Raw genomic sequence first — 12,762 nt, forward strand, 5'->3', positions numbered from 1 at the left:
TAAATTTTATTACGGTTCAGCCCAAAGACCATCTTGCATATGCAATATAGAATCTGCCGTTTGTGCCAATTGCTCATCATGCGTGACAATTAACATTGCCATATTAAATTCTTGACGTAAATCGCTGAGTAATTCGAAAATTTTAACCGCAGTTTTCCGATCTAAATTGCCTGTAGGTTCATCCGCCATCATTAGTGCTGGTTTTGCTACCAAGGCACGTGCAAGTGCAACACGCTGACGTTCACCACCTGATAATTCACCAGGCTTATGCGTTAAACGATGCGATAGCCCAACACGATTTAATAAATATTCGGCCTGTGCTTTGACGTCTTTATAGTTCGTCCCTTCACGTAACATTAGCGGCATCGCAACATTTTCTAAAGCAGAAAATTCAGGTAATAAATGATGGAATTGATACACAAAACCGAGATGCTGGTTACGCAAATAGCCTCGTTCAGCTTCTCCCATATGGTCAAAACGCTGACCATTAAGCCAGACTTGCCCTTCTGTAGGACGATCTAATCCACCCAACACATGTAGCAAAGTGCTTTTACCAGAACCACTTGAACCTACAATCGAAACAAACTCACCAGCATGGACTTTTAAAGATAGACCTTTAATCACTTCAACCGTTGATTTGCCATCCGTAAAATGTTTAACCACATTTTTGGCTTCTAATACCACGTTACTCATAACGCAAAGCCTCCGCAGGTTGAATTTTAGCAGCACGTAATGCAGGGTAAATGGTCGCCAAGAAACTTAAAATTAAAGATAGGCTGACAATAATCACTACATCTTGCCATCTTAAATAAGAAGGTAAGTAATTAATAAAATAGGCATCAAATAAATGTAAACCTAGTGCTGTATTCACCCAGTCAATAAAACCACTAATCCCAGTTGCGAAAATAATGCCTAAAATCGCACCGGCTACAGTACCAATAACGCCAATGACTGTACCTTGTACCATAAAAATTTTGGTAATGGTCGCAGGTGAAGCACCTAGAGTTCTTAAAATCGCAATATCTGCCTTTTTATCAGTGACTACCATCACCAGCGACGAGACAATATTAAATGCCGCAACCAATACAATCAGGAACAACAGCAGACTGACCATCGCCTTTTCCATTTGAATGGCACTGAACAAATTACCGTGGGTATAAGTCCAGTCTGAAGCGTAATAATTGCCTGGCAATTCGCGTACAATTTCATTACTTACTTGTGGTGCAACAAAAATATCATCCAACTTTAAGCGTATTCCTTGTGCACCATCAGGCAAACGAAGCAACGTTGATGCATCATTCAGGGCAATATAGCCCATCATGGAGTCTACTTCCGCTCCAATGCTAAATATGCCAACAATTTTAAAACGCTTGAAGCGTGGCACCACACCCGCAGGTGACGGCGTTGCTTCTGGCAAGACCAACGTAACACTATCGTTCAAACCCAAGCCCAACGCATCGGTTAATTGCTTGCCTAAAACAATGCCAAATTCGCCTTTTTTCAATTGATCAATATTACCTTCGACCATGTGATCTTGAATAATCGAGACTTTTCTCTCGTATTCTGGCTCAATACCTGTCACCATAAGACCAGAGACCTGACCATGTGCAGTTATCATGCCTTGTAATTGAGTAAATGGCGCAACACCTTTAACATGCTCATGCTGTTCAACTTTTTTTGCAAGTTCAGGCCAATCTGTTAAAATTTGTGTTGATGAAACAGTGGCCTGAGGTATCATGCCTAGTACACGGTTTTTTAATTCTCGGTCAAACCCATTCATCACAGATAAAACTGTAATGAGCACAGCCACACCTAATGTGAGACCGATCATTGAAACCAGAGCAATAAAAGAAATAAAGTGGTTGCTACGCCGTGCGCGAGTATATCTTAACCCGATGTACAGCGAGATTGGTTTAAACATACCATCTAGTCCGAGGTAATACATTATGGAAAATTTACAGCATCAAAGCGCCTCAGCGGAACGTAGAGTTATGTCACGTATCGATGCTGCCTTGCGAATTAATTATCAGATTATTTCTGATGATGTTGCTCTTAATGATCCTTACGATCCAAATTTTGTCTTGCCCCGCTATTTTCTACTACTCGCAGAATTAGATCAATTTGATCTGGCATTAAACTACGAATTAGAACAATTAACTGAAAAAGATCAACAAATTGCTCGAATATTATCCTTATTCAATCAAAAATTAAACCTCATTACAGGCTCTTTATACGACGCAATTGTACAATCCATGTTACCTGTGCCTGAACATGTCAATTTTTCTGAGAGTGGATTTAGTTTTCACAGTGACCGTGAAATTCAGGAAGGCACTTACATTCATGTCACTTTGAGTCATCCTGAAAACTTCTTTCACATTGCTGCGACGGCTCAGGTTGTTTACAGCCGAGACGAAGGTAAAGGAAAATTCCGCACAGGCGCCTATTTTATTACATTACACCCACAAGATCGGGTCAAATTGGCTGAATGCGTCGACTTGGAACAATCCAAAGATTAAACTCGCAGATTATTTGGATCGCTTGAGTTTAAGAGCGAGCTCTCTGCTCGCTTTTAAATCTCGATAAAAATAGATAAATAAACCCAATAATAAAATGCCCGCACCCACAAAAACCATTACCGACAACATTTCCTGATTCAACAAGGCACCAATCAACATTGCTAGAATTGGTGTCATGACTGTGGTTAATGAAATGGTGGTCGGCTGTAAGTTTTGTACCAATTTAAAATAACAGAACATCGCAATCAGAGATGCCATGATTACGGTATACAACAATGCCAATATCGATTTTACTTGTGGTATATGAGTAGGTGCATACTGCCAAATAAAAGGAATTAAACAAGCCGCCACAATGCTCGACACTAAAATTGAACCTGTTGCTTGCGCAATAGGATTGATAGGTGCATTGACTTTTTTGACCCAAAACATTGATAAAGCATAAATAAATACGCTAAGCAACATCAGCAGGATGCCGATTGGATGCACATGTTGCTGACTACCCGTAAAGCAAATAATCGCTAAACCTGATACTGAAATCGTCATGCCCAACCATTGCAGTCGATGTAAATGTTGCTGAAATGCAAAACGACCTATTAGTCCTGCCATAATCGGGGCTAAACCGAACATCAAAGCAATCATCCCTGAGGATAAATAACGGGTCGCCATATAGGTAAAAATTTGCGAGCCAATAAAACTGGCAGCGCCTGCCAGATAACTTTGCAAACTAATTCGGTCAAATGGCAAATGTACTTTCAATACATAAACAAGTCCCAAAGCCAAAGGTAATGCGATGAAAAATCGCAAGACCAGTGCCCACATTAAATGGATGTCTGAAACACTCCATACAATGGCTAATGGTGTGGTTGCCCAAATGAACACCAATAAGGCATAGGTGAACATCAAATTGGCTTTGGATGGCATAGTCAATTCCATTTAAACGCTAGTTTTGCGCTTTTGCTTTTGAATCGTTTGATCAAGACTACTCGAAAATTCGCGCTTATCACGTTCTGAAATTGGCGGTGGACCACCAGTTTGTACACCTGCTCCGCGCAAGGTATCCATAAAATCACGTAAATGTAGACGTGCTTTTACATTGGCAGTGGTATAAATTTCACCACGGGGATGAATGGCAATCCCCCCTTTCTCAATCACTTGAGCCGCCAAAGGAATATCTTGTGTCACTACAATGTCATTGGCTTGCATACGCGATACAATTTCTTGGTCGGCTGCGTCTGCGCCACTCATCACTTGTATGGAGTTAATACGCACGGAAGGCGTAATCCCCACGTTTTGGTTGGCAACAAAAGTTACCTCTAACTGATAACGATCTGAAGCACGTAAAATCACTTCACGTAAAATTTTTGGCAATGCATCAGCATCAACCCAGAGTTTAAAAGCTAACACAGGCATCTACGATATTAAAAATTTCACTCAGTGTAACAAAAAGCTCTGCATTACTCTGCTGTTCATTTTAAATATACTTGAAAAGTATAATATTAATAAAAGGCAAGATGAAAAACGCGTTAACTTAAAATTGGGATGCTCACAAATATACAACATGCTTTCCTTTCTCAGTCCAGATTCATCACTTAGTTTGTATTTTTACCCTTATTTTCATCCAGATAGACTTGAAATCTCCAAATCACCCTCGATTAATAGATTAAAGCCACTGAACATTCAAAATTGTGCTTATGAAAAATCAAAACAGACCAGAAATGATCAGCATTGAAGATCAAAACTTCGGCAGTCATATTGAGCATTGGAATCTGCTGACAGAGAATCCAGCCACTGAAGTTCCCAAATGGTTAGGTCTGGCGCTTGATGAACCCATCATGCCAATGGGACTTTGCCGTGAAGAATGTGATATGGATGCATCTGTATGGTTGATTCAAGGTCCTAGCAAGGAAAAAGTACAACTTTGCCAAGTGATTGCTGTTGAAAACAATAAGCCTAAAGCGGTGAAGACCGCTTTTCCAAGTTTTGAAAGCCCGTATAAAGTCAAAGCCTCAATTGAGCGGATTATTAGCTGTAAATCTAATACTCAGGCAGTACTGCGTTTAAATTTAGGCGACAATAGCATTGTTTATGCATTTGATAGTCTCTACAGTGTGAATCATGATCAATACCAAAAAGATCAAACCTATTTGGTTCAATTAAATGCATGGGCCTATGAATTAGAAGCAGTTTCTGAACATGAACAACTGGTAGTAGATGATCCAGCTTCAATTAAACATCACCGTGCCTTGAATGATATTCTGGCTGCAAATGATGGTATTGCACCCGCCAATCTACAAGAGCAAATAGATGCATGGGAGCCTAAATCTGATGATGATAAAGCGCCCGTCACTGTCGACTTCTCCAAAATGGTGGCCTATTTGTATGGCGAAAAAATGGGACAAGAAGATGAGGCTTGGTTCCAAGGAAATATTGTAGGCAAAACTAGCCTAGAATTTATGGGGCAAGAATATACGCTCTACGATGTAACGCTTATTCATGATGAAAATCAAGAAGCTACCCTCATTCGTATTGCGACCAAAGATGATCAATATAGACATTTTAATATTGGTCAATACATTCGTGGCAATATTTGGGTTCAAGTGAGTATTCACTCAAAAAATTAATTTTTTCATCAAGATAGCATCTTAAAAAGCGGAATACAGATCATATCGAATCCATGATTTGTATTTCGCTTTTTTTATTTAACTCCCATTAAAAAAAGTCAGCCACATATCACTGCTTATATTTTATCCACAATTTTTTATTTTAAGATTCTTTTTAAATTCAAATAATGCACACTTATCCACAATTTTAAATTTATTTACTGCTGTATTCCTCTTAAAATAAAAAACAAATAAAAACATTTAGTTATAATAATACTGAGTAAAAGTTAGATTTATTGAATATAGAGAAGTTATTTAAATTAAAATATGCACGATTTTCAAATTAATGCAAATTAGTACTTTATTTAATCAATTTTTTATGTCTATAATATGAACAAGCAATAGGATTTAACGATAATATAGATCGGAACGAAATATCTATGAAAATCGTACAAGAAGAAAATTTACAGCGCGTTGAAACTCAACTTGAACAACGCTACCCTCTTGATGTGATGTCATGCATTTTTTTTATTTTTGGCATGATGTCATCGGCTTATATTCTGCACCAGTTTATTCTTTAATTTTACGCTTAAAATAAAAAAACCCATCTTATTCAGATGGGTTTTTGCATATTAGGATTAACCATTACGTTTTGCAAAGTCATCCATAAAGTTAACCAACGCTTGTACCCCTTCTAAAGGAACGGCGTTATAAATACTTGCACGCATACCACCTACAGAACGGTGACCTGCCAAATTCAACAAGTGATTTTCTTCAGCTTCTTTCAGGAATAATTTTTCTAAATCTGGATTCGCCAAAGTAAATGGTACGTTCATAATTGAACGGTTTGCTTCTGCAATTGGATTTGCATAGAAGTCGCTAGAATCAATATAGCCATAAAGCAATTGTGCTTTTTGCAGATTCACTTGATGCATGGCATCTACACCGCCATTTTCAAGTAACCATTCAAATACTAAACCTGACAAATACCATGCATATGTTGATGGTGTATTCACCATCGAATCATTTTTAGCTTGAGCAGAATATTTCAACAAACTTGGAATTTCTGGTTTCGCTTGATCCAGTAAATCTTCACGAATAATGACCAATGTTAAGCCTGCTGGACCAATATTCTTTTGCGCACCTGCATAAATCAACCCAAATTTAGACACATCTAAAGGCGCAGACAATATGCTTGATGAAAAATCAGAGACCAATGGCTTATCTGTTTCTGGAATGCCAGCGAACTGTAGACCACCAATTGTTTCATTATCTGCATAATGCACATACGCAGCATCATCCGATAAATTCCATTGACTTTGTGGCGTAATCGCGAGTTTGCCGTCAATTTTTGTTCCAGCTTCTACAACATGAATATCGCCATAACGCTGCGCTTCTTGCAACGCTTTTTCAGACCAAATACCCGTATGGATATAGTCCGCTTTGTTGTTTTTACCCAACAGGTTTAATGGAATTGCAGAGAATTGTAGTGATGCCCCACCCTGTAAAAATAACACTTTGTAATTTTCAGGAATGTTCATGAGCTTACGTAAGTCAGCTTCGGCCTTTTCTGCAACTGCAACATAGTCTTTGCTACGGTGGCTCATTTCCATAATGGACAGCCCTTTGCCATGCCAATCCAACAACTCTTGTTGAGCTTTTTCTAAAACGGCAGTAGGTAATGCAGCAGGACCAGCACAGAAATTGTACGCGCGCATGATTTTTCCTTTCAGAGGTGAAACACAATAAAATGATGGCATTTAATCATATCTTGCTCAGGCTTGCAGTAAATTATCCTGAAAATATTTCAATGCTATCGGGTATTTAAAGTCAAAACTTCAATAAAGATCGATTCTTTTTTAGGTGGAATAGCTTTATTAAATGATTTAACAGTCACTAAGTAGCTGACTATACGTACAATTAATGCTGAAATCATCACCATAGCATGAATCAACATCGTAGCTATTAAATAACAGCCCAATTCAACATAACGCTAAACATGAATTTTTTTCTTTTTAGGCCAAGTAAAATGTTGTTCTTTTAAATCTTTCAATAATTTTTCATCATGTATATTAATCCTGTGACATGTAGATTGAGCATACAAATTTTGGCTAGTCACCTCAAACTAAAATACCCACTACATTTGTCGTAGCTTAAAAAAACCGTTGAAAGCAGTATTAAATTCATTAAGCTAAGTATGGGATGATTCAACATAGAAACCAGCACCAACTCACAAGGACTGACCTTACTCTCATCCATTCTACAAATAAGATAGCCAGTTAAAATATGGTGTAAATCATGATATTTTGAGATTTATGTCTTACTACAATATTCGGAAGCGAGATGAGTAAGTAACCATAAGAAACATGAACGGTGCAAAACTCTGGTTCGAGTTGGATCAAGCAAAACCATTGTTCTGATAAAATAAATCTAAGATTTAATGAATATAGATCTGGTCTGATTGCATTGATACAAGTAAATGTAAATTGAAAACGTACGCTGTCATTGCTATTTTTATCTATGTAATTTTTTAAAAAGTTTAAATTTATCGTATTATCTATTTACTGGAAAATGAGTCTAGCATCTGCAACACTCACAATGTAAACGCGCCCGTTTACACCAATAAAATAAAGATCTGTATAATTCATTACAACAACAATGCGAGTTTGATTAATGCCACAGCGTTTTCAATTAAAACCAAGAAAATTAACGCTTAGGATGAATCCCGTTTTCCCTAGTTTTATTTGCCTATGTACGAGTATGCTATTTCATACTCCAAGTTATGCAAAATCAATCAGCTATATTGAGGCTGAACAAAACATACTGACTCAATCCTATAGCACTCGAGCTGCGCAAGCTCTACAACAATCTGCTCAACTGCAAGCCGAAGCAGTGAAAGGGCTCGGACTCCCGCGTATAGATTTAAATGTACGTGCTTATGCCTTCCATAATGAAGTGGATGTGCCACTAAACTCCTTAAAAAACAATCTGGATAATACGCTTACTCAGGGCGTGAATAATCAAATTGATCAATGGCAAAATAATAGTGGCATACCCAGCGGAATTACAGACACGCTAAAAGATAGTGTTGGGCAAGTCATTGACCGTGGCGTTGGATTAATTCCCAATGAAGCGACTGTGAATTTGGATGATCAAGTCGTACGTCCTACTGTTTCTGTTTTTATGCCTTTATATACTGGCGGGTTGACCTCTAGTGCCAAACAAATGGCACAAATTCAGTCAGAGCGCAGCGTTATCAATAACAAACAGCAACAAGACCTTCAACGTTTCGAAATTATTCAGGCTTATTTTAACTCTCAATTACAGACACAATTATTAGCGGCAAGCCGCTTTAATGCTCAAGCGATGCAAACGCATTATCAAAATGCATTGAAATTAGAACAGCAAGGCTTTATTAGCAAAGGGCAACGGATGCAATTTGAAGTTGCTAAAAACAATGCTGAACGTTTAGCACAAAATGCCCAAGCCAACCTACAAGCCAGCTTGTTTCAGTTGAATAATCTACTCCAAAGCAGTGAAATAACAGAATTAAGCACGCCTCTTTTTATCAATACAACCCAAAATCATTCGATTAATCAATTATTAAAAAGTTACCCTGAACAATCCTCTCTGGTTCAAAAATTGCAAAAGGATACTGAACTTGCTGGAGTAAAAGTAAAAGCGGAATCGGCAGCCAAAAAGCCGACTGTATTTGCCTTCGGTGAATACAGCTTAGATGAACATCAAAACTGGATTGTTGGTATTGCCGCTCAGTACAATTTATTTTCGGGCATCGACAAACAAAAAAATATACAAGCTGCTGAATTACAAAGATACGCTTTACAATTAACCACTGAGCGTACCAAGCAAGAAATCGAAAACATGATTTATAAATCATATAGCGAGCTTGAAACTGCACAACAAAGCCATGTTTTACTGCAACAAAACATGTTAGCCGCACAAGAAAATTTACGTATTCAAACACTTTCTTTCAAAGAAGATATGGGTACGGCCACACAAGTCATTGATGCTCAAAATGCCATGACGGCTCTTAAATCTGAGATGGCACTGAATGCTTATAAATATGTGATGTCATTAGCCACTTTATTACAAAGCCACGGTTCTATAGCTGAGTTTCAAAGCTATGTAAATCAAAAAAATACGCAATATATTCGTTAACTTTAATGGGGAAACCACATGAATCAAGATCAATCAACACCTGATCAAGAACCTAATGCTTCCTCATTGGAAGAAGAAAAAACAGCTAAATCTGAAACGGATGTATCAGTGCAACTGACCGAAAATAACACTGAGACAGAAAATTCAGCAGAACAGTTAAATGATGTCTCTAAAAAAGTGACTGATCCAACATCAAAAACTAAGCTTCTGAAAAGCTTCGGTATTATTCTAGCCATCTTACTGCTTGGGTTAATCGCATTTGGTTTGTGGAAAAGCTACCAACCCAAAATGGTTGAAATACAAGGAAGAGTTGAAGCGGAAACCATTCATATCAGTACCAAAATACCAAGCCGAATTGAAGAACTCTATGTACATGATGGGGAAAAAGTTCAAAAAAATCAGCCTCTCGTACGCTTATATAGTCCTGAGATTGATGCTAAAAAACAGCAGGCACTGGCTACTTTGCAATCTGCACTAGCACTGCAATCGACAGCTGATCGAGGCTCACAACAAGAGAATATTGATACCCTATTTGCCAACTGGCAAGCCGTGAAAGCTCAACAAGAGTTGGCACAGACAACCTACCAACGTGGAGCAAAACTTTTTCAGGAGGGTGTTATTTCACGTCAGCGCCGTGACGAAATGCAGGCTGCCGCCCAATCTGCTGCTCAGTTGACTGAAGCAGCCTATCAACAATATGCTCGGGCAAAACGAGGAAGTACAACTGAACAGAAATCCACAGCCGATGCGCAGGTTGAAATTGCTAAAGCTGCGGTTGCAGAGGCCAATGCGCTAGATGCTGAAACAAAATTATATTCACCTGTAAACGGTACAATTTCCAAAACCTACGGCAAAGTCTCAGAATTAGTCGCGATTGGCGTGCCTGTCATGAGTATTATTTTAGACGATGAGCTCTGGGTGAGCTTAAATGTTCGAGAAGATCAGTATGCTCAGGTCTATCAAGCTAAAACTTTGGAAGGATTTATACCCGCTTTAAATAAAACTGCACAATTTAAAATTGAAAACATTGATGCAGAGGGTGAGTTTGCCACCATCAAAACAACGCGACAAACTGGAGGCTACGACATCCGTAGTTTCAAGCTCCATTTAACACCAAGTACGCCCATTCCTGATCTCAAAGTCGGCATGAGTGTGCTGTTTAAAGTTAAAGAGAAATCCTGATGTGGGCTGGTCTCTGGCGTGAACTTCGCTATTTAGCCACACACAAATGGGACTTGTGTTTAGTTACACTCGCGCCTTTATGTGTCATTGTGCTATTTAGCTGCATGTTTGCACAGGGAAAACCTGAACATTTACCCATTGCGATTATTGATCAAGATCAGAGTAGTCTGAGTCGAAACATCGAAAAATATTTATCCAGCAATCAAAGCTTAACTATTTATACAGTAACGCCCGATTCCAATGAAGCCGAACGCCTACTGAATGAAACAAAAATATGGGGCTACGTACTGATTCCAGAAGGTGCTGAACAACGACTGGTTCAGGCCAAGGATGCTCAAATTGCTCTTGCATTTAACCAAAGCTACTTCAGCGTCGGCAATACCATTTCTTCAGCCATGCTCAGCAGTACTGTGCAAGCCATGGCAAATTACATGGGACAAAATTATTTAGAAAATAATATTCCCTATTTAGACATCCCTACCCCTAATGTGAAAATCTCGCCACTCCACAATCCGAGTCTCAGTTACGAATTTTATTTAGAACCTTTTGTCATTCCTGCTGTTCTACATTTATTACTCTGTTGTTGTGTGGCATTTTCCGTAGGTCAAGAATTTCAATTTGGGTCTGCAAAAGACTGGCTGAAATCTTCAACAATATGGATAGCGTTACTCAGTAAAGCTCTTGTATATGTTTTTATTTTCAGTATTTGGACATGGTTGTGGATGTTCTGGCTTATAGAAATTCGAGGGTGGTTTGTGGCTGGTCAACTCTGGCTCTTACTTTTAGCTCAGTTTTTATTTTATTTTGCCTATGCTTTAATTAGTGCAACTGTAGTATTAGCTACCCATAATTTAGCCAAAACTTTCGGCTTTATTGCTGTATATGGCGGTTCATCCTTAAGTTTTGCAGGTGTGACACTCCCCTTAAATAATGCTCCTGCATTTACCAAATTTTGGGCAAATATTATTCCGTACACCCCTTATGCCAAACTTCAAACTGAACAATGGGTCGTTGGTAGTCCGATACAACTTTCATTCATTCCTTTAGCAATTCTAGGTTGTTATTGTCTCGTCTATTGGACAACTTCTTTCCTGTTATTAAAAAAACGTCGAGTAGAGGTGCAGGAATGAAACAAACATTAAAGTCATTTCTTTTCTACTTTGTAAAAACATTTAAAGATATTACAAAGAATAGTTCCATTCTCACAACGATGGTGCTTTCTATCTTCTTTTATAGTTTTTTCTACCCAACAGCATACAAAGCACAACATGCTGAATCATTACCCATCATTATTGTAGATGAAGAACAAAGTACTTTAACTGCCAGTATCATTAATGCAGCAAGTAACAGTCCAAATATTCAGGTTCGTGCGGTAACAGGAAATTTTGCCGAAGCAGAGATGTGGGTAAAGCAACAACGTGCAGATGGTATTTTGCTATTACCAAATAATTTGTCTAATAGTATTCATCGCGGTGAAGTCGGAGGTGTTGGGTTATATTTGAGTGCTGCCTATTTTTTAAGAACTAAACAAATTGGTTTAGGATTGGCAACAGCCATTGAAAATACCCTCGCTGAACGCGCAGAAAAGTTTGGACAGATTTCACATTTTTCACCCGTCCTTTCTGTTCATCAAATTCCATTATTTAATACACTTTCAGGCTATGGCAGTTATATTTTTCCGGCGATTGCCCCATTAATTATTCATCAAACTATTGTCTTGGGCTTGTGTATGCTGATAGCAGGTTATCGCAACTCAAATTGGCGGAGCAAAACAACTGAGTTTTGGGGATTATTTGCTGCTGCGCTAAGCATAGGTTGTTTAGGCTGCTTTTATTTATTTGGTTTTACCTTTTGGTTCTATGACTATCCACGTGGCGGAAATTTTTTGGGAATGCTGATTGCTGTCCCAATTTTTATAAGCAGTGTGATTGGGCTGAGTCTTGTCTTGGCTTCTTATCTGGATCTTCCCGAACGCGCTGGTCATCTTATTGTTTTCACCTCCATTCCGCTATTTTTACTTTCGGGTACAGCATGGCCACATGCCGCTATGCCACAATGGATGCAATACTTAGGCTCAGTTCTACCATCTACTCAAGGTATTCAAATGTTTATTCAATTGAATCAGATGGGTGTACCTACGCAAATGGTCATTACTAAGCTCATTTATCTGAGTGTTTTTGCAAGCATCTGTTTAAGCTGGGCACATTATCGCTTATGTATCAGACCTAAATAGCCACATATTCACCACTTTTATTTTACAAATTAATCTATTTTCTATAATTAAT

At 38.4% G+C, this 12,762-nt stretch carries 12 protein-coding genes; 7 read left to right on the forward strand and 5 right to left on the reverse strand.

Going from position 1 to position 12,762, the window contains the following annotated elements; translation table 11 throughout:
* Positions 1–9: 9 nt before the first annotated feature.
* Positions 10–693 (reverse strand): lipoprotein-releasing ABC transporter ATP-binding protein LolD, encoded by a 684-nt coding sequence (gene lolD / locus F4W09_RS04665; protein WP_104440976.1) that lies wholly within the window; start codon positions 691–693, stop codon positions 10–12.
* Positions 686–1,921, reverse strand: a complete 1,236-nt coding sequence (locus tag F4W09_RS04670; RefSeq protein ID WP_016165931.1) for a lipoprotein-releasing ABC transporter permease subunit — start codon at positions 1,919–1,921, stop codon at positions 686–688. Before F4W09_RS04670 ends, lolD begins: the two co-directional genes overlap by 8 nt.
* 25 nt (positions 1,922–1,946) lie before the next feature.
* On the opposite strand from F4W09_RS04670, the gene F4W09_RS04675 reads away from it, so the two are divergent.
* On the forward strand, positions 1,947–2,516 hold the full coding sequence (locus F4W09_RS04675; protein WP_016165930.1) for a PilZ domain-containing protein: 570 nt from the start codon (positions 1,947–1,949) through the stop codon (positions 2,514–2,516).
* Positions 2,517–2,525: 9 nt separating this feature from the next.
* Here the strand turns inward: F4W09_RS04675 and F4W09_RS04680 are convergent, their stop codons facing one another.
* Complete coding sequence (locus tag F4W09_RS04680) at positions 2,526–3,437, reverse strand: DMT family transporter (RefSeq protein WP_151504174.1); 912 nt, start codon at positions 3,435–3,437, stop codon at positions 2,526–2,528.
* Between the two features lie 12 nt (positions 3,438–3,449).
* Positions 3,450–3,926, reverse strand: coding sequence for a YaiI/YqxD family protein (locus F4W09_RS04685; protein ID WP_016165928.1), 477 nt, complete (start codon positions 3,924–3,926; stop codon positions 3,450–3,452).
* Positions 3,927–4,207: 281 nt separating this feature from the next.
* Between F4W09_RS04685 and F4W09_RS04690 the strand changes: the two genes are divergently transcribed.
* Complete coding sequence (locus F4W09_RS04690) at positions 4,208–5,137, forward strand: hypothetical protein (protein WP_016165927.1); 930 nt, start codon at positions 4,208–4,210, stop codon at positions 5,135–5,137.
* A 419-nt stretch (positions 5,138–5,556) separates the two neighbouring features.
* Positions 5,557–5,697 (forward strand): hypothetical protein, encoded by a 141-nt coding sequence (locus F4W09_RS17100; RefSeq protein ID WP_016165926.1) that lies wholly within the window; start codon positions 5,557–5,559, stop codon positions 5,695–5,697.
* A 57-nt stretch (positions 5,698–5,754) separates the two neighbouring features.
* Here the strand turns inward: F4W09_RS17100 and serC are convergent, their stop codons facing one another.
* Positions 5,755–6,834, reverse strand: a complete 1,080-nt coding sequence (gene serC / locus F4W09_RS04695) for a 3-phosphoserine/phosphohydroxythreonine transaminase (RefSeq protein ID WP_044740150.1) — start codon at positions 6,832–6,834, stop codon at positions 5,755–5,757.
* Between the two features lie 1,042 nt (positions 6,835–7,876).
* Between serC and F4W09_RS04700 the strand changes: the two genes are divergently transcribed.
* Genes F4W09_RS04700 through F4W09_RS04715 form a run of 4 tightly spaced genes read left to right on the forward strand, consistent with a single transcriptional unit; the run spans position 7,877 to position 12,710 of the window.
* Complete coding sequence (locus tag F4W09_RS04700; RefSeq protein WP_228155321.1) at positions 7,877–9,295, forward strand: TolC family protein; 1,419 nt, start codon at positions 7,877–7,879, stop codon at positions 9,293–9,295.
* Between the two features lie 18 nt (positions 9,296–9,313).
* Entirely contained in the window at positions 9,314–10,477 is a 1,164-nt protein-coding gene (locus F4W09_RS04705; protein ID WP_044740151.1) for an HlyD family secretion protein, read from the forward strand.
* Positions 10,477–11,607 carry an ABC transporter permease gene (locus F4W09_RS04710; RefSeq protein ID WP_151504175.1) on the forward strand — a complete coding sequence of 377 codons (1,131 nt, stop codon included), beginning with the start codon at positions 10,477–10,479 and terminating at the stop codon, positions 11,605–11,607. Before F4W09_RS04705 ends, F4W09_RS04710 begins: the two co-directional genes overlap by 1 nt.
* A complete protein-coding gene (locus F4W09_RS04715; RefSeq protein ID WP_104440981.1) occupies positions 11,604–12,710 on the forward strand; it encodes an ABC transporter permease in 1,107 nt (368 codons plus the stop codon). Before F4W09_RS04710 ends, F4W09_RS04715 begins: the two co-directional genes overlap by 4 nt.
* The last annotated feature ends 52 nt before the right edge of the window (positions 12,711–12,762 follow it).

It is taken from the genome of Acinetobacter tandoii (assembly GCF_008867985.1).
Taxonomy (GTDB): Bacteria; Pseudomonadota; Gammaproteobacteria; order Pseudomonadales; family Moraxellaceae; genus Acinetobacter; species Acinetobacter tandoii.